This is a genomic window from Vibrio sp. 5S239 (assembly GCF_041439575.1).
GTDB classification, from domain to species: Bacteria; Pseudomonadota; Gammaproteobacteria; order Enterobacterales; family Vibrionaceae; genus Vibrio; species Vibrio kanaloae.
The window spans coordinates 1-20972 of the sequence record NZ_JBGOOM010000023.1; the positions used below are offsets into that span (position 1 = coordinate 1).

The 20972-nt window shown below is 41.1% G+C and carries 18 protein-coding genes; 14 read left to right on the forward strand and 4 right to left on the reverse strand.

The window, feature by feature from the left end:
* Window positions 1–1366 (reverse strand): regulatory ATPase RavA LARA domain-containing protein (locus tag ACED48_RS15945; RefSeq protein ID WP_371726456.1); only part of this gene is annotated, 1366 nt, incomplete at its 3' end.
* Window positions 1367–1653: 287 nt separating this feature from the next.
* Here ACED48_RS15945 and ACED48_RS15950 point away from each other — a divergent pair.
* The 10 genes from ACED48_RS15950 (at window position 1654) to ylqF (ending at window position 12352) form a co-directional block, all read left to right on the forward strand.
* Window positions 1654–2169, forward strand: a complete 516-nt coding sequence (locus tag ACED48_RS15950) for an NUDIX hydrolase (protein WP_017058211.1) — start codon at window positions 1654–1656, stop codon at window positions 2167–2169.
* A gap of 40 nt (window positions 2170–2209) precedes the next feature.
* On the forward strand, window positions 2210–3214 hold the full coding sequence (gene ltaE, locus ACED48_RS15955) for a low-specificity L-threonine aldolase (RefSeq protein ID WP_017058210.1): 1005 nt from the start codon (window positions 2210–2212) through the stop codon (window positions 3212–3214).
* A 771-nt stretch (window positions 3215–3985) separates the two neighbouring features.
* Window positions 3986–4510, forward strand: coding sequence for a hypothetical protein (locus ACED48_RS15960; RefSeq protein WP_198928338.1), 525 nt, complete (start codon window positions 3986–3988; stop codon window positions 4508–4510).
* A 77-nt stretch (window positions 4511–4587) separates the two neighbouring features.
* Entirely contained in the window at window positions 4588–5085 is a 498-nt protein-coding gene (locus ACED48_RS15965) for a hypothetical protein (RefSeq protein ID WP_017058208.1), read from the forward strand.
* Window positions 5086–5168: 83 nt separating this feature from the next.
* Window positions 5169–5894 (forward strand): molecular chaperone, encoded by a 726-nt coding sequence (locus ACED48_RS15970; RefSeq protein ID WP_017058207.1) that lies wholly within the window; start codon window positions 5169–5171, stop codon window positions 5892–5894.
* Between the two features lie 2 nt (window positions 5895–5896).
* Entirely contained in the window at window positions 5897–6583 is a 687-nt protein-coding gene (locus ACED48_RS15975) for a fimbria/pilus periplasmic chaperone (RefSeq protein WP_017058206.1), read from the forward strand.
* Between the two features lie 91 nt (window positions 6584–6674).
* On the forward strand, window positions 6675–9059 hold the full coding sequence (locus ACED48_RS15980; RefSeq protein WP_029627250.1) for a fimbria/pilus outer membrane usher protein: 2385 nt from the start codon (window positions 6675–6677) through the stop codon (window positions 9057–9059).
* Window positions 9049–9930 carry a hypothetical protein gene (locus ACED48_RS15985; RefSeq protein WP_017058204.1) on the forward strand — a complete coding sequence of 294 codons (882 nt, stop codon included), beginning with the start codon at window positions 9049–9051 and terminating at the stop codon, window positions 9928–9930. Before ACED48_RS15980 ends, ACED48_RS15985 begins: the two co-directional genes overlap by 11 nt.
* 95 nt (window positions 9931–10025) lie before the next feature.
* Window positions 10026–10703 (forward strand): response regulator transcription factor, encoded by a 678-nt coding sequence (locus ACED48_RS15990; RefSeq protein ID WP_017058203.1) that lies wholly within the window; start codon window positions 10026–10028, stop codon window positions 10701–10703.
* 713 nt (window positions 10704–11416) lie between these two features.
* A complete protein-coding gene (ylqF, locus tag ACED48_RS15995) occupies window positions 11417–12352 on the forward strand; it encodes a ribosome biogenesis GTPase YlqF (protein WP_017058202.1) in 936 nt (311 codons plus the stop codon).
* A 228-nt stretch (window positions 12353–12580) separates the two neighbouring features.
* On the opposite strand, the gene ACED48_RS16000 is transcribed toward ylqF, so the two are convergent.
* Window positions 12581–13126, reverse strand: coding sequence for a GNAT family N-acetyltransferase (locus ACED48_RS16000; RefSeq protein ID WP_017058201.1), 546 nt, complete (start codon window positions 13124–13126; stop codon window positions 12581–12583).
* 166 nt (window positions 13127–13292) lie between these two features.
* Here ACED48_RS16000 and ACED48_RS16005 point away from each other — a divergent pair, with 166 nt between their 5' ends.
* The 3 genes from ACED48_RS16005 (at window position 13293) to dcuC (ending at window position 17659) form a co-directional block, all read left to right on the forward strand.
* Complete coding sequence (locus ACED48_RS16005; protein ID WP_017058200.1) at window positions 13293–14435, forward strand: fatty acid desaturase; 1143 nt, start codon at window positions 13293–13295, stop codon at window positions 14433–14435.
* A 483-nt stretch (window positions 14436–14918) separates the two neighbouring features.
* On the forward strand, window positions 14919–15983 hold the full coding sequence (locus ACED48_RS16010) for a GGDEF domain-containing protein (protein ID WP_017058199.1): 1065 nt from the start codon (window positions 14919–14921) through the stop codon (window positions 15981–15983).
* A gap of 308 nt (window positions 15984–16291) precedes the next feature.
* Window positions 16292–17659, forward strand: a complete 1368-nt coding sequence (dcuC, locus tag ACED48_RS16015) for an anaerobic C4-dicarboxylate transporter DcuC (protein WP_017058198.1) — start codon at window positions 16292–16294, stop codon at window positions 17657–17659.
* Window positions 17660–17881: 222 nt separating this feature from the next.
* Here dcuC and ACED48_RS16020 read toward each other — a convergent pair whose 3' ends face one another.
* Window positions 17882–18514: a response regulator gene (locus ACED48_RS16020; RefSeq protein ID WP_017058197.1), complete on the reverse strand. Its 633-nt coding sequence runs from the start codon at window positions 18512–18514 to the stop codon at window positions 17882–17884.
* Complete coding sequence (gene narQ, locus ACED48_RS16025; RefSeq protein ID WP_017058196.1) at window positions 18501–20231, reverse strand: nitrate/nitrite two-component system sensor histidine kinase NarQ; 1731 nt, start codon at window positions 20229–20231, stop codon at window positions 18501–18503. Before narQ ends, ACED48_RS16020 begins: the two co-directional genes overlap by 14 nt.
* Window positions 20232–20484: 253 nt before the next feature.
* Here narQ and napF point away from each other — a divergent pair, with 253 nt between their 5' ends.
* Complete coding sequence (gene napF, locus ACED48_RS16030; protein WP_017058195.1) at window positions 20485–20964, forward strand: ferredoxin-type protein NapF; 480 nt, start codon at window positions 20485–20487, stop codon at window positions 20962–20964.
* Window positions 20965–20972 lie beyond the last annotated feature (8 nt).

Here is a 20972-nt window from a genome sequence, read left to right on the forward strand (position 1 = left end):
GATTCGCGATATCTTTTATGACTAATTGATTCGATGCATCAAGATCCAGCTTCAAGCGACACAGATTCTTGTTTTCGTTTACGTAACCGTAAATGTCGCCGTGGCCTTCTTTTAGCACACGGTCAAAGTCGTCTTTGGCTACGTATACCCAGCGGCTATCGCCTTTCTCAGATTCAGAAACTGACATGTTGCTTTGTAGCAGAACCAACTTAACTAAGTTGTACGCATTACCAACACTGTACATCTTCGCGTTCTTGATATCGTTTTGGTAAACGTCTTTACGCAGCAAGCCACTGGTAGACTCCATTGACAGCGATACTGACAATGTCGATTCAACGTCATCTTGAATCTCTTCTAGCTCTTCACGAGACATTTCGATTTGTGCTTTTGACTCTTGCTGATCGAACGCACGGTTCAATGCAAAGTCTTTTACCACGCTACGAACCACATCGCGTGATTCTGGGCTGTGCCATAAACAATCTTGCAGAAGCATAATATCCAGAGGGTTTACGCTGTCTCGACCACTAAAGAAGGCGCTCGCTTTCAATAGTTTAACGGCTTTCTTCCAACGTCTATCTGATACATACAAATCAGATTCTGATGCTGAACCTTGCTTCTTAACTGTTTCCTCAAGCATGGTTTTCAGTTCATACAGCTTGTTAAACGAGTTATCGGTCAGCTCTAGCTTGTCGAGCTCTTTCTGCCACTGGTGGTATTCAATATCAGTAATCGCCAAACCTTTTGGAATCACAGCCTCTTGAGATGTGCCAGTCGTCAGCATCGATTTGAAGTTTTGCTTGTTTTGAATACGGTTAACAAACACGCGAACCAACATACGGTCATAAAGCGCTTCTAAGCCGCTGTCTTCGTCTGGAAGTTCATTCGATGCAGATACCAACAAGCGCATCGGTACACGCTCAATGTCACTGCCGTTCTTAAATGTTTTTTCGTTAACCACAGTTAGAAGTGTGTTCAGGATTGCAGGACCTGCTTTCCAGATCTCATCAAGGAACACTACTTGTGCGGTTGGTAGGTAGCCTTCGGTCAGTCTTACATAGCGACCGTTATCTTTTAATTCTTGGATACTTAGCGGACCGAACACTTCTTCGGGCGTAGAGAAACGTGTCATCAAGTATTCGAAATAGCTACTGTTGTCAAAAGCTTGGATGAGACGTTTAGCGATAAGGCTTTTTGCGATGCCCGGAGGACCTAATAGGAATACACTTTCGCCGGCGAGAGCCGCGAGTAAACAGAGCTTAATCGTGTCTTCTCTTTCATAGACACCATCTGAGAGAGCATGCGCTAATTTATTGATTCTTTCAGAGAGTAGCGCCTTGTCAGCATGTGAGGAAATAGAAGGGTTCATGCGTTACTCCGAAAATCTTTGAACTGTTGAGAGTGTAGATATGTTTTTATACATTTGTTAGCACTTTGTTACAAGTGCATTTTATTATTGAGTTGCATTTATATCAGATGGTTAGGGTCGTAATTTTGATGTAATCATAGATTCCAAATATGAGAGTAACATCACGAACGGCGTAAAACGAAACCTATTACTAAACTCAATTTTTCTTTTATTTTCGACACCATAGACGTTATGGTAGTGCACGTCTTCAGTTATCGAAAAATTGGCAAGGAATGTGGCCAGACTGCATGAGTAAAGTTATCCATCAATGGAAAAGTATTTCTCTTATCGAAGAGAACGTGACGCTCCCTACGAACGTCGTGGTAAAACACACCACAATCAGCCACCCTGGCGCGGCCGTTATTCTTCCTATCACTTCGTCTGGAAAGATTATCCTCATTAATCAGTTTCGCCCTTCCCTTAAAAAATGGCTTCTAGAGTTACCTGCGGGCACCATGGAAAATGATGAGACACCTCTTCAATGTGCTCAACGCGAACTGGAAGAAGAAACCGGTTACAGTGCAACTTCCTTTCAAGGCTTGGGGCAAGTTACGCCTTTGGCTGGCTTCTGTGATGAGATACAACATCTATTCGTCGCGAAAGACCTTAGCCTCACTACCCGCTTTGAATGTGACGAAGATGAAGTCATAGAAGTAATCGAGCTAAGCTTACAAGAACTGCACGACAAAATACGACACGATCAAATCACTGATGCCAAAACTATCGCTTGTTTAAGTAAAGCCCAACTATGTGGTTATCTATAGCCAATTATATGACTACCTAAAGTACTCTAGGAGAGAAAACATGGACTTTCGTTCTGATACCGTAACTAAACCTTCACAAGCTATGCGTGATGCAATGGCAAACGCAGAAGTGGGTGATGATGTTTATGGCGACGACCCAACCGTAAACGAATTAGAACTGTGGGCTGCGAATGAAACCGGCTTTGAAGCGGCCATGTTCACCTCTTCAGGTACGCAAGCCAACCTACTCGGGTTAATGGCACATTGTGAACGTGGTGACGAATACCTTTGTGGCCAACAAGCGCACAACTACAAGTACGAAGCTGGCGGTGCTGCGGTACTGGGTTCTATTCAACCTCAACCAATCGAGAACAACCCAGACGGGACTTTAGACTTTAAAAAGCTTGCTGCTGCGATTAAGCCCAACGACAGCCACTTTGCTCGTACCAAGCTTCTTAGTTTAGAAAACACTATCAATGGTAAAGTCCTCCCAATGTCTTATCTAGCGGAAGCACGTGAGTTCGTAAACCAACACGGACTTCAAATGCACCTAGATGGCGCGCGCGTCTATAACGCAGCCGTGGCATTAGACGTGCACATTAAAGAAATCGCACAACACTTCGATTCTATGACGATTTGCTTATCGAAAGGTTTAGGCGCTCCAATCGGTTCACTACTTCTTGGCAGCAAAGAATACATCGCCAAAGCACGTCGACTGCGCAAAATGGTCGGCGGTGGTATGCGCCAAGCAGGTATTCTTGCCGCTGCAGGTAAAATGGCGCTGACGGAGAACGTTGCTCAACTTAAAGCTGACCACGACAATGCGAAAAATCTAGCGATTGGTTTAAGCAAGCTAGAAGGTTTTTCGGTTAACCCTGATTTCATTCAAACTAACATTGTGTTTGCTAAATTGGATGAGTCAGTAGATATCAACCGCATCGCTCGCGAACTGGGCGAACAAGGCATTACGATGTCACCAGGGAACCCAGTGCGCTTTGTTACTCACCGTGACATTAGCGCAGAAGATATTGCTACTTTCCTAACTAAGTTGGAAAATGCGCTTTAACTCTTTTAATGAGATTAACCTCTACCGTAATTAAGACTAAAGCTTCCTGTGAGAAGCTTTAGTCTTTCAAAAAATTCATTCAACAATTCCACAGCAAATAATCTTCTTGACACAGACTAGTTTTCTAATAAGCACACTAAATTGACTGGAACAGAACGCGATCTCGTTTTGGCCTATGAGAATACCTTCTAATAATTATTCTAGCATTTAAACATTAAATTATTGTTTAAGTTGGAGTTACATTAATGGCTTACCAGCACTGTATTTTCACTAAAGGTAAATGACTTAGTAATAATAGATTCAGGTTTTTAATCACCACGCATACGGTAATTAAAACTAGAACACATCAATTCTAATAGATTCTTGTAAAGAACTAATTTAAATAAAGAAATAGTAGATAGTCGCTCTCCATTATTACAATTTACAATCGATACAATCAACTTGTAAATTAAATAATCAAATTAGTATTTTCGTTAATAATACTGTCACATTCATGATGACAGTAACCCATCAAAAACCCCAAAACACCCGTGTAGACCATAGTCCTATTTTAATCAATTAAATAAAAAATCTCCGCCAATATTAGCATTGAGTAAAACCAACCTATCTAATTGAATATTAAATTATTCTCTAATAATTTCGCTTCTACCTCTCAGCTTAAAATCATACTAAAACTCATACTTTTCCTAAATAATAAACTTTTTTTACTACTTCACCATTTTTTAAAGCACTTATAGTTTTGAAAGTTAAGCAACAAGTTACATTCAATCAGTGAGAGGTGAAATTATGGTTAGAGTATTTAGGAGCCTTCATAACTTCACCGTCTCCGTATTAATCTTTAGCCTATCGCTTTCATTCTATGCCAGTGCTAATAGCTTAACGTTAGGAATTAGCGGTCAGATCAAAGATCGATGCGAAATAAACTTTTTTTCTGGCAACATTATGAACTTTACGGAACACCGTGATGTGCAATCGTTGCCTTTTAATATGTATTGTAACCGTCCGTTGGGTATAACGATCAACTCAAAATATGGAGGCTTAAAATATCAACATCAAGGGGTTGATATTATTGAGAATTACAATTTGTCATTACAAATAGACGAAATTCGTCTTTATGAAAGTAGGCACAGCAGTCAACTTACTTCACCAGTAATGATAGACAGTTCTGGTGTTATTCCGTTCTCTCAACATGGGAGTCTTAGGGTAGCACTCGAAAATAGCTTGCGTTTCGCAGGTTATTATCAAGACGTTATTGAGATCGAAGTTTACCCTTCGATTCATAGCGTAACAAAGTGAAAACTCTGCAATGTATCTGCAGAACAACATACGCTCAGCAGTATTCGAGCCAATCATTTAAGATAAAGGAATTTCTAATGAAAAAGCTAACACTCTACGCAGCAACAGTCACAGCTATTTTTGGCGCTCAAGTCCAAGCCGCTCCCGGTGATGTCCAATTAGTTGGATTTGTTTCACCTGTATGTGAGGTTACTGGTCTTTCAACGCAACTGATGGACTTTGGTAACGTATCTCAAATTCAAAACCTTTCTGTTAGTGGTCTTAACATGAAGTGTAATGACGTCGATGGTGCAACTGTGACACTGACAAGTGCTGAAGGTGGTCTAGAGTCAGACGATAACGAAGACTACGCTCTTACCTACGATGCGACATTTAATCCTTCAGGCTTAGCTCCTTTCACGCTTAATGCGCCAGGGGGCCCAGGTCTAAATGACGTTTCAGTCAGTAATTCTTATGGCGGTTCTGGAGCATTAGCGACAGGTGTTGCCGCATCTATTGATATTGTGACGACAGAAACCTCCCCATGGGCAGGTGGCTACTCAGATACATTAACCGTAAATATCACCTCGAATTAGAGGTTAATAAGTCGGGGGCTATTATTTGGCCTCCGACTTAATCTCAATCTCAACGACATAAGTTTAATTTGGAGCTCTTCACTATGTATAAATGGATCATGCATAAATGGATCGTTCTTTTCCTATTGTCATTCACTTGTCTGTCCGCTCATGCGTTCAAAGTCGAACCGATGTCTATGGAAATAACACCGCTTGGCAAAAGAGCTCAAATGACCATGAGGGTTGAAAACTCTTCAACCGAACCACTCACGGTTGAGTTGTCTCCGGTATATATGACAATGGACAAATATGGGAAAGAGACCACGACGCCTGCAGATGACGAGCTATTAGTGATACCGGTGACCGCAATAATAGAACCTGGGCGATCGCAATCCATTATGGTGCGCTATTTGGGCGATCCTTCCATCACAGAGTCTAAAGCGTATCGCATTGCTGTTAAGCAAGTAAAAGTTCAAAGAGCGAGCAGCAACCAAGGGCAAGTAAGTCTTTTGCTTCAGTTTAATACGCTTATCAACGTGCGACCTCAGAACACAGCTTCTCAGCTAGAAATTAAAAGCATCGAACAAAATGACAAAAAGAACAAATGGGTTCTTGAAGTACTTAACAGTGGTAATAGTTATGGTCGATTAACCAATACAACATGGAAGATATCTGATGGTAAAAATTCAACCTATTTAAAAGGCGTAGAAATCGCTAAACGTATTCCGGGTACTTTAGTCCTTCCCTACTCCACTCGCTTTTTCGAAATGCAGCCACTTAAAAATTATGACGTGAACACCCTATCGATTGAAATAGAGCAGGACCAATAACAATGAGACGTTATATCTTGGGTGGGCTCATTTATTACTTTCTGTGTGCACAAACGTTTGGCATAACACTGTTTCCAACCGTCATCGAGCTCAACACCGATCACAGGGCAACGTCGCAACTAGTTGTAACTAACAACTCTACACAAGCTCTCCCACTTGAAGCTAACGTTCGTCGTTTGAACTTCTCATCTGATGGTACGTTCGAGACATCTGATCTAGCGAGTGAAGAGATGTTTGTGTTTCCACCAGCCGCGATGTTAGCCCCCGGAGAACGTCAAGTGTTCCGTATACAATGGTTGGGAAACAGAACACTCGAGACCTCTCAGAGTTATTTTATTCGTTTCAGTACCGTAAATATTGGCCAGAACAACGCGAGAATAGATAAACCCATCGGTTTAGCAACCGGTATCAATTTACAAGTTCACTACAATGCGTTGTTGCACATTCACTCATCCTCGTTAGAACCTGACGTGAAATTGCACGTAGATGAACAAGGCAAACTAACACTTACTAATTCAGGGTCACGATTTACCTATACATCGTTACTTCATTTTGCGGGGCTCGAATCTCAGAGCCAAAAAGTACATGCGGCTTTAGGTGAGCAGTTTATTCCACCACGGTCCACTATTACTTTGCCCTCTTCTTTAAATTACTTACCAATGGGCACATACCATGGGCATGAAAACTGAAACCCATCACAAGATGTGGCAAGTTTTGTATGTCTTGGGATTAGTACTTTTTTATTGTGCCGCCTTAAGCCCTGCAGCTTGGGGCCAGGAAATGGTCTTGAATCCAACAGGGCGAGATATTCAGCTTACCTCTTTGTTAAGGATAAGTGACACCATACTGGGGGAAGCGGACATTATCATTACCGCAAACAACGAGATCTTGTTACCAAAGGAAAGTACACTTTCTCTCCTTTCTTCCGTCGTAACTCAAGAAGGTATTGGGAAACTCAATGACACAACAGACGATAAGATGCTGTCTCAGCACCATTTTGAGAGCGTAGGATTAGGCCTTAGTTTCGATTTCTCTTCATTAGAATGCATCGTGACAGTGCCGCTTGAATTTAGCTTAACCCAGCAATTGTCTATGAACGGTGCAGATGATTTTTATAACTATGCCAAGCCAAGTTTATTTAGTGGATACGTTAACTTTGCCCTTTCGGCTAATGAGAGCCAATATGTCGATCAGAATTCGTCAAGGCAGGACCTCTATCGCAGTCAATTTGACTCCGCACTTAACATTGGTTTTCTAAACTTTGAGTATGAATCTTATTTAGAAAACAGCTCATCACAAGATTCGCGATACGTAAGAGAAGGATCTCGTCTTAATATTGACTTTGCAGAACAAGGCACACGACTTGTGCTCGGCGATATGTACAACAGTGGTCAATCTTTTCAGGACAGCACCGACATACTTGGTATTGGCTTAACTCGAGATTTCACACTCATTCCAACCAGAAATGCACGACCACGGGCCAATCAATCATTCACACTTCAAAGAGCTTCAAATGTCGATGTCTATATAGATGGGATTGCCGTCCAGCGATTAACGCTAGGCGCCGGTAGCTATAACCTTAGTGACATACCCCTGGCGCAAGGTAGCAATGATATTGTACTCGTCATCACCGACCGCTCCGGGAATGAAGAACGCATCGAGTTCTCTGTTGCGACCGGGAACGACTTGCTCAATAGCGGTGAGTTTGAATATAGCGTCATGTATGGAGCACCTTCTGAATTACAAAATGGACAACTAGAATACCTAACCAACGAGCGCATTTTCCATGGTTATGTCGATGTGGGTATTAATCCTTGGTTAACGTTAGGTACCAACTTCCAAACCCGTGAAGATCTTTACCAATATGGTGCTACCGCGTTATTCGCTTCTACATGGGGCGTCACTGAACTCAATGCTTCACGTAGCGAACACCCTACATTTGGAACTGGCGGCGCTTACAAATTTGCGTTCGATGCGGAATTTTCCAATACGAATACGCTGTCCCCACAACTGAGTGTGAGCTATGAATATCTGACCAACAATTTTGCTGGGGTCTCAGGGTTCGATGCTTCCGATATCGATATCAACTTAACCACCCATTATGTATCTGCATTTAGCTCCATTTACCTTGGTCAGTCTTTACGTGCCGCCATGACCCTCAATTATCGCTCGGGAATAGACAAAGAGAACGATTATTGGCTGATTAGCCCGAGTTTATCGGACGGACTGTTTGATACTCCTGCTACTTGGAGTGCACGCGTTAACTATCGGCATAACGAAAGCGAAGACGATGATATCAGCACTACTGTCACCATAAGCTGGCCTCTGAGTCGACAAACTCGTGTTGTCGGTCGTTACACCACAGAGCTCAATGAAGCCGCCTTAGATTACAGCTATCAAAATAACATTGGTAACACAGGGGGGGTGTCGGCGTTTGCGAGTGTTATTACTAACGAAGAAACGGATGCCGATATGGATGCTGGTATTAACTACACGGCCAACCGTTATGAATTAAACGCGACCCACGCTTCGCGGCTTGAAGATATTAGTGGTGAGACACGAAACCACAGTACTGATGTAACTATAAGTAGTGCCCTTGCTTTTGCAGGTTCATCTGTGACGCTCGGCAGACCAGTGCGCGAAGCATTTGCTATTGTTAGCAAGCACGAAAGCCTCGCAAAAAATGACGTGGCTGTCGACCCAACAAAAGATGGTGAGTACGCACGCGTTTACCTTAAAGGAGATGCAAGTGCTATGGTCCCAGACCTTGTTGCTTATAATGGCCAAGTAGTCAGTTACGAGGTCGATAACTTGCCGCCAGGATATGACTTAGGTGACGGCGCTTTTTGGATTAAGCCGGGTTATAAACGAGGCTTCCAACTCCAGATCGGCTCTGATGCCGTATTAACTGTTATTGGCACGCTATTCGATCGTCAAAGTAACAACCCTATTTCACTTGTCGCTGGTGTAGCACATTACCTTGGTGAGGAAAAACAGTTGCCGATTGACTTCTTTACCAATCGTAACGGCATATTCGCAATCTCTGGATTAAAGCCCGGTAAGTACCAGTTGATACTCGACACTAAAGAGCAAGAATCAGTCATCATTACCCTAAGTGAACGCAGTGACAACTTGATAAGACTAGGAGGTGTTTATGTGGAATAAACAAGTTCTTTGGGGATCCTTGTTCCTCATTACCATAAACCATGTACCTTCGGCAGTGGCGTGTGAAGCCAGTGCCTTGGCTATTCAACCCGTCTCATCGAAATCACAATATGATGTTTTCAGCGCAGGCACATTCGCAACAATAAACACTTACCGTATAGATGCGATCATAATTGGCGAACCCTGCAAATTAGACTTAATTTTACAACTTAACGATACCAGTCGCTCGTTAAAAGGGTCGAACCAAGACAAACTCAACTTTGAGTGGTCAGGACAGATTGGCATGCCGGTTGCTAATCAATGGCACTTATCATTAACCGATAACCACCCTTCGGCAACGATACAAATGCGATTTCCGAGCAAGCAATGGTTAGCGTCAGGAACCTATCGAGGGCTTTTAGAAGTCTCGCCTTCTTATACCTCTGATAGTAAACAAGTGGAAATTAGCCCTAGCTCCATTCCGGTATCGGTTAACGTTCCGCCTGCTGCGAAAATTCATTTTTATGGATTACCCCAACAACATTATGACCTTGATCTAGGGACATTATATTCAAACAAGATTATTCGCTCTGCACCTAACCTATGGGCTCAAAGTAATACAGCTTATACCATCGTATTCGAATCATCTCATCAAGGGGTGCTACGTCATGAATCTAATGAGACTAAATGGGATATTCCATACCAACTTTCCCTCGATAGCGACAGAATAAACCTTGAGCAACTGGATGCAAGAATTCAACGTCTTTCCGCTACGACTGGTCAATCTATTTCTTTGAATTTTCTCATTGGTGAAACAGAGAACAAACCAGGAGGGAAATATGACGATACACTACAAATTTCTATTGAACCTCGACTTTCACAGCAACCATAATTATGCAATTATGTAAAAATTAAGCCGCAGAGCTCAATTTTATAAAACACAACGTCATAGAATCAAAACTTGATTTACCAGGCTCGGGATAAGTTATGCATAGAAATAATTTAAAGCACATGCTCCTAATTGGTGACTACGGTATTAACAACCAGTTTATTCAGCGCGAAATAGAAAAATACAGTGATTTTTCTTTTAGCAGAGAATGTATGACAAGCATTGGCCGCTCGAGTAACCGTAAGACTTTCGATGTCATCCTTATTAGCTACTTACTATTAGCGAATATCGAAGATATCAACATCATTTTATCAAAAGTAGAATCCAATAAATGGGTAGTCTACGATGTTCCTGCTGACATTACCGGACAGAGTATTACCGTAATTCAGTTATTCAACTTGTTTAATATAAAAGGAATCATCTATCAGGATGCTCCTATTGATCACCTTAGCCGTTGTTTAAAAACAGTGTGTGACGACGATCTGTGGCTACCGAGAAAGTTAATGTCACATATTCTATCTAATAGACACGATTACACTTTCAAGTCGAAAGTAATACTATCTAGCCTTACGAAAAGAGAGGTTCAAATATTCAATCGCGTGATTAGAGGAGATTCAAATTTAGAAATCTCAAACGAACTATTTATTTCAGAAAGTACGGTAAAGACGCACGTATACAATATATATAAAAAAATAAATGTCAAAAATCGCAAAGAAGCGATAAGAAAAGCATATTTTATCAATAGTTTAGAAACTACTATACAACCAGAAATGTAGCTGAAGTTATGGTCGGAAATATAAGAAAGGCCCACAATTATTTTGCTAATATAACATATTAAAGTTTAAGCCTTTGAAAAGATAAGCTTATATTAATAATCGCTCATAGTATCTCTGTCAAACTGATAAACACAATCTAAATCGTATCACCTGTGATTTAATTACATTTCACAAATCAAAACATCACTTCTGAAACCATTCTACTTACCTAGCAGAGCAAAAAGTACACTAATGTATGACTTACCAATCCTTCGCTTTACTATTACTGACTATTTTCCCCTAGCCTTCATCCTCTGGTTTTAACGATCCTGAACTGGGTAAAATGAAGTCATCAAGTTGCGTTTTCTGTCATAACCCCACGAGCGGGAAACAAGTAACATTGATTACCCAAAACTTTTTGGTCAAGATTCAACTTACTTCTATCACACAATGAAAGCTCACCAAACCGAGGTCGACTAGGTACTAACGCTCAGATGATGCAAACACAACGGAGTAAACTCGACGCTCAAGACTTAAAAGATATTGCGGCTTTCTATACTTCACAACAGTAACGGATCTCACCTTCATTAGGTCAACCTAAGCTAAAACACATCACCAAGTCGCCTATACTTCAAGCAAATTCACTGAGCTAATTGAAGATCGGATAGATATACCTTTACACGTATCATCCAACCCTTACAATATGCAGCAAATATTTATCAAGGTTTATCTCTATGTCTATTCAATGGTTTCCGGGACACATGCATAAAGCCCGCAAAGAAATCGAAGAAGTTATCCCACAGGTTGATGTGATTATCGAAGTACTGGACGCTCGTATTCCGTTCAGTAGTGAAAACCCAATGATCTCTTCACTGCGCGGCGATAAGCCTTGTGTAAAAGTGTTGAACAAACGTGACCTTGCGGATCCTGAACTGACTCAGCGTTGGATTGAGCACTTCGAGAAAGAGCAAGGTGTTAAAGCGATTGCAATTACCACCAGCGTTAAAGAAGAAGTTAACCATGTTATGGAGTTAGTCCGTAAGCTAGCACCGCACCGTGAACAGATGGGTAAAAACATTCGCACGATGATCATGGGTATCCCTAACGTAGGTAAATCAACCATTATCAACTGCTTAGCTGGACGTACAATCGCGGTAACGGGTAACCAACCGGCAGTGACTCGTCGCCAACAACGCATTAACTTGCAAAACGGAGTGATCCTTTCAGATACTCCTGGAATCCTTTGGCCTAAAGTAGAAAACCCACACAGTGGTTTCCGCTTGGCAGCAACGGGGGCTGTTAAAGATACAGCAATGGAATACGATGAAGTTGCTTTTTATACGGTTGAATACTTAGCGAAACAGTACCCGAATCTACTTAAAGAACGCTACCAAATCGAAGAATTGCCAGAGTCTGACATCGAGTTGATGGAAGCGATTGGTCGTAAGCGTGGTGCACTTCGTGCAGGTGGTCATATCGACCTTCACAAATGTTCTGAAATTCTACTTCACGAACTGCGCAACGGTACTTTAGGTAAAGTCACTCTAGAGCTACCTGAAATGATCACTAAAGAGTTGGTCGAAGTTGAAGAAGCTGCTGCTCTAAAAGCCGAACAACAAATTAAGAAGAAAGAAGAACGTCGTAAGCGTTACTTGAAGAACAAACGTTAATCAACCTGCCTCTAACGTATTCACGCTCTATATTCGATAGAGCGTAAATGTCGTCTTTCAGGTCATCAATCTCAATTAGATACTGAAAAGTCTATAAAACTTGCCGTTTTCAATCACAAAACGCAAGATAATCACTAAACGAGAAAGCCCCAAACCTAGCAGATTTGGGGCTTTGTCTAATCCAGTCACGCTTCATTTTAAGATAAGAGTTGCCTACGCAAAAGTCGCTTAAGAATAAACGACACTAGCAGTTTTCTGTTCAAGATCTTGTGGCGACTCCCAAGAAATCACTTTTTCATTCACTTGACTACCACAGGGTGCATTCCAAACTTGTTCCAGCTCTTCTTTACCACCAATCGCTTCATAGAATGCAATGGCTTGGTGGTTTTCAGACATCACTTCTAGGTAAAGTCCTGAATCCGAGTAATATTGCTTCAACCACTTAGATAGTTCAGACAGTAAACGCTTACCTATGCCCCGGCCACGATAATTATCGTCTACATGTAATGCATCAATGAACGTGCCACGTTCAAAGTTATGATTACCAAACGCGCAGACAAAACCAACCAGTAAACCGCCCTCTTCAAGCAATAAAACATGTTGGTTAAAAGGAGGGTTGATCAAACGAGTCTGCCAAATAACAGATCTGTCCTCTAAAACGTCACTTTCTAAGTAATCGTCAGCGAGAATGCCACGGTAATATAGCTTCCAGCTATCCGCATGTAATTGGGCGATTCGTTCATAATCTTTATATTCAGCTACCTTAATTTCCATTTATTAGCCCTTAGTACTTCCATTTATGACTTGCTACTACATTTCACACTACCTTTATACAATATTTAAGCAAAACATACTAATACACGTTTACACTTTCAATCTTGACTTACACGTGTACGCTGATATTCTAGCGCACAGATGTAAGCCCAATGGAAATTTACTAATGAATAGTGCCGACACACCATCAACAAAAAAGCCACCATTAATCTGGCTTAATATTTTTGTATTCTCTTTTAGTATGCTGCTTGCTGTTGTCGCGGCTCCCGTTTATGGCTACTTTTTTGGCTATGGTATGGAGCACTGGATATGGCTGGCGATCTGTTTTACGTTCTGTAATCTTTCAATTACGACGGGTTACCACCGCTTATGGTCACATAAAGCCTTTGAAGCACATTCAAGCCTAAGATTTCTGTTTGCTTTGGGTGGCGCATTTGCATTACAGAACAGCGCTCTACACTGGTCTTCTGACCACCGTGTTCACCACAAGCATGTTGACAACAACGACAAAGACCCATATTCAGCAAAACGTGGCTTTTGGTATTCACACATCGGCTGGATGATTCGTAACTACAACACCTCAATGTATGAAGATTACGAAAACTGTCGTGACCTAAAGAAAGACAAGATCTTAATGTGGCAACACAAAAATTATATTTTGCTGGCGCTATTAATGAACTTCGGCGTACCTATCACTCTTGGCGTTGTTTACGGTGATGTGATTGGGATGTTATTGATTGTGGGTGCGGTTCGTTTGGTACTAAACCACCACACCACATTTTTTATTAACTCTCTCGCTCATATTTGGGGTAGCCAACCATTTACTGATAAAAATACAGCACGTGACAACGGTGTACTTGCTGTCCTTACTTTTGGCGAGGGCTATCATAACTTCCACCACATCTTTGAGAATGACTATCGTAATGGTATTTATTGGTGGCAATACGATCCAACAAAGTGGTTAATTAAGAGTGCTTCATTGATGGGCTTAGCAAGCAAGCTTAAGAAAACGCCTCAAGCACGTATTGAGAAAGCTGAAGCATCAATGTTACTGAAGCGGACGCAACAAAAAATCATGCACCGCGCTGACAAACAGCAGATCGCAGACAAGCTTCAAAAAGAGTTCGACGCACTGGTATCAAACATGAACGAATACTACGCAGTCAAAAAACAATTACTTGAAAGCAAACGCGAAGACGTGGTGAAAAAATACGAACACTCTGTACTTAAAGTTCGTTATCAGCAAATCAAAATGAATTTTGAGCAACAGAAGAAAAACTGGGCGATGACGGTAGAGCAGTATGCTTAATTTTTAAGTAGGGCAATCCGCTTAATGCGCCAGTAACAACGCTGTTTAACCCTTATTTAAAGTCCTCATATTACTATGAGGACTATTTTGTGAGCATTACCGAATGCTATCAGCCTTAAGCCCGTCAATGACGATTCTATAAATGCTAGTATCTGTAGAATCGCACTCTACATGAATACAGATATCTCAATGTTCACTGAATCTGTATTCATCTTCGCCTCTACCATCTTTATATTTAGGCTTTAAGACGCCAGAATGGCCTTAAGTCATCTATTAATGATCCCTGTTACTTCTCAACTTCAGAGCATAGATAACATAATGATTGTGATATGACTCGTAATACGCTTAACTAAAAGTAGATGCTGACACGATATTCAACTGGGTTCGAGCAAAGCTTCAAGAGCGATTGTTTTGTCCATGTGCACGTTTGCATTAATACATACTATTGCTTTACCAACGAACAATATAACAAGGTATTTTAGTATGAATAGACGTAAGTTCATGTTTGACAGCGACACCGATGCTCTATTCGATTTGCATAATAAAAGAAGAGTATTGAAGTTTATCGTGTTAGTTGCAATGCTCACTTTCTTACCATTGATCATCAAGAATTTTGTTATCGGTGAAGCTTTTCTCGCTTTAATTTTACTCTCTTTTTTAGCTACCTTGCTGATTGAAGTTTATGTCGCCTTATACTTTCATAAAAAAATAATTGGTCATTTGATCCCACTAACTCTTATTACATTTTCGATTATTTTAAGTGTGGATATATTTGGAACTCTTGTAACGTACTGGGTATTTCCAATCATCACAGCCATTGTATTTGTTATCCCTCAACGCTTAGCTATTGCCACCAATGGTATTATTATCCTAGGGACAAGCATGGTGGCTTTACAGCATCAACCCCTCTCGATTACCCTTCGCTTTTTTTTAGCGCTGCTTTGTTGCTCTTTCATCTCTCACTTTGCCATTGAGGCCATTCGTAAGTTACAACATGAACTTCGTAACCTGTCTACCAAAGACTCTTTAACTGGCGCATTTAACCGCTATCAACTGGAGACATTTTTACAAAACGCAGCCGATAAGAAGATGCCAAATCAACAGTCGCCAAGTAAATCTTCTATAGCAATAATTGATATTGATTATTTTAAGCAAGTCAATGATTTGTACGGTCATGATGTAGGGGATCAAATCATTAAAGAAGTAGTGGATACAGTTAAGGCCAACACACGAAAAAGTGATATTTTATTTAGGCTTGGTGGGGATGAATTTTTACTCTTGCTGATTGATACTTCAAAAAAAGAGGCAAATGATATCGTGAAGCATTTCTCTAACCTAGTTTCGGCAGGGCGAAAATCAGCACCTTGTCAAATTAACTTGAGTATTGGTATTGCTGAACTTATTTCTAATGAAGAAATTGATACTTGGATGAAGCGGGCTGACGAGGCTCTGTATGCTGCAAAACATAATGGTCGTAACCAAGTACACATATACGATACGGCTTGTTCATCAACACAGGCTAACTCACTAGGGACTAAAATTAATTAAATGTATTTATCGCAATGTTTTATGCTTTTGCCTCAAAGCTTCTCAAATTCTATCGACTTCGTCTATCACACCTACAAAGTGCTTTAAAGTGATCCGTTCTATATTCTTTAAACTAAAGAGAAACACCAATTAACATCTAAACAACACTAGTTATTCATGATTTATAACCAGAATTAACATCAAAAAAAATGTTTGTTTTAGATCATACCAACCTCAACTATACCTCGTGCCACAGCGCAGTTTTCTGTACATTCATGATCATATTCTGAAACACTTTCTTATATTTTTTAAACTTTGCGGAGATTTCTATGTTAGAGCTCTTGATCGGATTTGTGATTACCATCGCTGTTGGTTACTTTATTGTCAAAGGCTACAAGGCAGCAGGTGTATTACTGACTGCTGGCCTTGCCCTACTTCTTATTACTGGCCTTATTGGCCATACCGTTTTACCAGCTAAAGTCGCTTCAACAGGTAATGTGGTTACCGACTCACTAGAATTCGTTAAGTACATGCTCCAATATCGAGGTGGCGGCCTAGGCATGCAGATCATGCTTTTGTGTGGTTTTGCTTCTTACATGACACACATCGGTGCGAACAACGTGGTAGTGAAACAGTTCTCTAAACCGCTTGCTGTGATCAAATCTCCTTATGTGTTGCTAGTAGCGGCTTACATTGTGGCTTGTTTGATGTCACTTGCAGTCAGTTCGGCAACAGGTCTGGGGGTGTTGTTGATGGCGACCTTATTCCCAATGATGACAGCAATGGGTATTTCTCGCCCAGCAGCTGTCGCGGTTTGTGCATCACCTGCGGCAATCATCCTTTCACCAACATCTGGTGATGTTGTTATTGCCGCTGAAAAATCCGGAATGTCTTTAGATGTGTTTGCCGTTCAAACGGTACTACCAGTGTCCATCTGTGCAATCATCGTGATGGCTGCTGCAGCTTTCTTCTGGAACAAGTACCTAGATAAGAAAGAAAATACACCCATGGAAAAAGTAGACGTTTCTGAAATTGAAACAACAGCACCCGCTTTCTACGCTGCATTACCATTTCTACCTATCATCGGTGTTTTCCTATTCAACGGCCGCACTATTCCGGGGCTTTCACTTGATATCTACACCATCGTAGTTGGCTCTATCTTCGTAGGTGCGCTCATCGATTACGTTGTTAAGAAATTCGACGGAGAAAAAACACTGGAAGACCTAGATTCTTGCTATCAAGGTATGGCAGAAGCATTTAAAGGCGTGGTAATGCTTTTGGTTGCGGCAGGTGTGTTTGCTCAAGGCTTAATGTCTATAGGTGCGATTGATAACCTAATCGGCCTTGCTGAATCGGCAGGTGCTGGTGGTATTGCCTTAATGCTTATCCTAACGGGCCTAACGGTTGCTGCGGCTATTGCGACCGGCTCTGGTAACGCACCTTTCTATGCTTTCGTAGAACTGGCTCCATCACTGGCAGCTAAGATGGGCTTGAACCCAGCATTCCTTATTATCCCAATGCTCCAAGCGTCTAACTTAGGCCGTACCATCTCTCCAGTATCTGGTGTGGTTGTTGCTACATCTGGTATGGGTAAAATTAGTCCATTCGAAGTCGTTAAACGTACTTCTGTACCCGTAATTTGTGGTCTTATTACGGTTATCTTCGGTACGCTGGTATTGGTTCCAATGACGGCGTAAGCCTAACGTTCGTAAGAGCAACAGCTTAGTAATACGAACCACAGTACCGATATAAAATGCTTAAATAAAAAAGCACTGAACTTAATAAGGTCAGTGCTTTTTTGTGTCTCTTTTTATCTATTTAGCTTCGCGTTCTGATTTCAACAAAAGCGATCACATGTAAATTAGGCATCGAAACTAAGCAGTACGGCTTAAAATAGTTTAATTGCAAAGGAATAAGCCCTACTTCATTTCTCCGTAACGTTCTAGGTAAAGAACGGTTGCGGCGGTACGTGAAGGCACCTGTAGCTTTTTCAGTAGGCTCTTCATATGTACCTTAACCGTCGATTCAGAAATGAACAAGTGATCAGCGATCTGCTTATTACGATAACCTTTTGCGACTTCTTGAAGGATCTGCATTTCACGTTCAGTCAGCTGATCGAAGATATCTTTACGACTGACGGTATCACTCAAATAGCGAGCAACAACATCGCTGTAGGCCTTGTCGCCACTATGCGCTTGCTTAAGTAACTCAATCAATTCATCAGGTTCAGTATCTTTCAACAAGTAACCGTCAGCACCTGCTTTTACTATAGCTTCAATATCTGCAGGACTATCCGAGACAGTTAAAATAACAATGTTAGCGCTCGCCCCATCAGTACGAAGCGCTTTTAAAGTATCGAGCCCTGACATCCCCTTCATATTAAGATCCAACAGGATCAAATCAGGTTCTTCTTCATGAGCAAGAGCGATCGCTTCAGTACCATTGCTTGCTTCCGCAATCACTTCGAATTCATCTTCAAAGCTCAGTAATTGGCTTATACCTCTGCGCATCAATGGATGATCATCAACCAGTATTACTTTACAAATCGTCAACTTGAACTTCCTTCAAAATTTTATATTTTAATATGACTGTACAGCCTTCACCCTTTGCTGCTTCAACCGTTAAGTCGCCATTCAGTCTTGCCGCTCGCTCCTGCATGATGCTCATTCCATAGTGGTTCATTTTAGAACTACTGGGATTAAAGCCATCTCCATTATCCTTAATCACAACTAATACTTCACCATTTTCATTTATGCAGCATACATCTATCAAGTCTGCATTAGCGTGTTTTATGGCGTTTATTGTTGCCTCACGAATCAATTGAAGCAGGTGAACTTGACTATGAGCATCAAGTTCAATAGATGAAAGATTATTGGTTAAACTAATCTTCGCATCGGTACGCTCATTGAGTTGTTCGAGCATCGTACCCAAAGCATCTCCAAAGCTACCTTCTTTGATAGATAACCTAAATGTAGTGAGCAGCTCCCGAAGTTGAGTATAGGCATTAGCTAAACCAACCCCTATCTCAGAGGCTATCTGTTCTGACTGCTCTCTGTGTTTATGTTCAGGTAGTTTGCTAACAACACGCTTTAACAAAGTGACTTGAATCTTCAAATATGAAAGAGATTGGGCCAATGAATCGTGCAGTTCACGCGCTATCGTCGCACGCTCTTCCATAATGATAAGCTGCTCAGCTTTCTTTTGAGCACGATTATAATAGATCGCTCGCGATAGCAATTGAATAAAGCTTTCAATCAAAGTTTTTGTTGAGTGACCATGATGATATGCGCAATACAAATAACCCAAAATCAGTTCGTTATCATCCAACTTCATCTCAAATTTTTCATAGTTACAATTTGAGTCGTAACCTTCATCCAGAATCAGTGACCGACCTGAATTATCAACAATCTCTAACCTTAATGATTCGATTCCTTCAAGGCTAGCTAGGTGTTGTAAGATCGCTCTAAAGTTTTCTGGGGCAATACGTGTCACTGTGAGTTCTTGTGAGGAATAATAAAGCGCCTGCAATGATTGATTGGCATTTTGCAGTTCAACTGTTTTGGCATCAACGACATCTTCAAGATTTCGGTAAAGCACACCCAAATCTTTGGCCATTGAGTTGAACGTTTTGGTCAAAATACCGAGTTCATTGCTGTTCGTCACTTCCAACTGAACCTCAAAGTCACTGTTCTTTATTCGCTGACTTGCTCCAACTAACGCATGGAGAGGTTTAACAACCTGTTTACGTACAAAGTGAACAACAAAAAGAGATATGACGAGAATACCACCTAGCCCTACGCCACCAGCCCACGCTAATTTTATCAGCTTATTCTCTGAGAATTGTTGAAGCTTGAAAACAAAATGGTCTATTTCGTTCACGAAGTTTTCGACTAACACTAAATAGTGCTTACGATCTTCGCTATTCAAAACACGCTTCAATTCATGCCAACGCCCAATGATCAAGTAATAATCTTCTGTGATGTCCGTAGGAACATTCCAACTGACCAACTTGGTCATGGATGGCGAGTAAAGCGAGCGCTCAAACTCGTGAATATGAGAATCATAATCAACTGATTCTATTTGAATATCATGGGCTAAGCGGTAGCTCTGCATACGCATTGAACCAGCGACGTTAACCGCCTCCGCATCATTCAAACTTGAAGCCAAAGTAAAGATGGCAAAGCCAGTAGTCGCAACCGACAACAGCAGTATAAATAGCAATGATTTCGCTATTGTACTAGTGACAGATGAAACCGGTTTTATAAGCAAAAGAGCCTTCCTATTTATAAATAACTAGCTAGCGAAATGGTATTGTCACACATCAAATATCATAGCTCCATTCAATATGTGATCACTCGCTTCGTAATTTATTGATCTAAGACAATATATCCCCCCAATTAGCCCTTAGGGGGTATTTATACAATTGTTTCTAAAACTACACTACTTGTGAGGATTAATGACAAGATATTAATGAAACAATGACCTACAGTTACAACATATTAGCAACATCTATAGGTATTTAGTGGTAGATCTATCAAAACGACGTCTATTCTCTAGACGAAAGGTTGACTCAAGTCAGATTCGTTTGCCTTGGATTAATAACCTAGAAAGCTTTGCAGATGACTGCACTCGCTGTGGTAAATGTATCGAGAGCTGTGAAACTAAGATAATCATTGTGGGCGATGGTGGTTTTCCTACTGTCAACTTTTCTATCGATGAATGCACCTTCTGTTATCAGTGTGCAGACGTTTGTCCTGAACCAATTTTTAAACCCAAGGAAGAAACACCTTGGCAAGCAAAAGCAAGTATCTCTGATAAATGCTTAGCCCAACAAAATGTTGAATGTCGAAGCTGTGGTGACATGTGTGAACCCATGGCCATTCAATTTCAACTTAGAGCAGGCAGTGTTGCTCTACCAAAGATCAAGTTAGATGAGTGTAGCGGTTGTGGGGCCTGCGTAGCAGTTTGCCCAACCTCAGCTATTCTTGTGAGTAATGCATAAATAAAAAT

What these genes read in the sequence shown, in the direction of transcription:
- ylqF (WP_017058202.1), top strand. Translation starts at nt 11,417, where the DNA reads ATGTCTATTCAATGGTTTCCGGGACACATGCATAAAGCCCGCAAAGAA.
- ACED48_RS15980 (WP_029627250.1), top strand. Translation starts at nt 6,675, where the DNA reads ATGGTCTTGAATCCAACAGGGCGAGATATTCAGCTTACCTCTTTGTTA.
- ltaE (WP_017058210.1), top strand. Translation starts at nt 2,210, where the DNA reads ATGGACTTTCGTTCTGATACCGTAACTAAACCTTCACAAGCTATGCGT.
- ACED48_RS15975 (WP_017058206.1), top strand. Translation starts at nt 5,897, where the DNA reads ATGAGACGTTATATCTTGGGTGGGCTCATTTATTACTTTCTGTGTGCA.
- ACED48_RS15985 (WP_017058204.1), top strand. Translation starts at nt 9,049, where the DNA reads ATGTGGAATAAACAAGTTCTTTGGGGATCCTTGTTCCTCATTACCATA.
- ACED48_RS15965 (WP_017058208.1), top strand. Translation starts at nt 4,588, where the DNA reads ATGAAAAAGCTAACACTCTACGCAGCAACAGTCACAGCTATTTTTGGC.
- ACED48_RS16005 (WP_017058200.1), top strand. Translation starts at nt 13,293, where the DNA reads ATGAATAGTGCCGACACACCATCAACAAAAAAGCCACCATTAATCTGG.
- ACED48_RS15990 (WP_017058203.1), top strand. Translation starts at nt 10,026, where the DNA reads ATGCATAGAAATAATTTAAAGCACATGCTCCTAATTGGTGACTACGGT.
- ACED48_RS16010 (WP_017058199.1), top strand. Translation starts at nt 14,919, where the DNA reads ATGAATAGACGTAAGTTCATGTTTGACAGCGACACCGATGCTCTATTC.
- ACED48_RS15970 (WP_017058207.1), top strand. Translation starts at nt 5,169, where the DNA reads ATGTATAAATGGATCATGCATAAATGGATCGTTCTTTTCCTATTGTCA.
- dcuC (WP_017058198.1), top strand. Translation starts at nt 16,292, where the DNA reads ATGTTAGAGCTCTTGATCGGATTTGTGATTACCATCGCTGTTGGTTAC.
- ACED48_RS16000 (WP_017058201.1), bottom strand. Translation starts at nt 13,126, where the DNA reads ATGGAAATTAAGGTAGCTGAATATAAAGATTATGAACGAATCGCCCAA.
- ACED48_RS15950 (WP_017058211.1), top strand. Translation starts at nt 1,654, where the DNA reads ATGAGTAAAGTTATCCATCAATGGAAAAGTATTTCTCTTATCGAAGAG.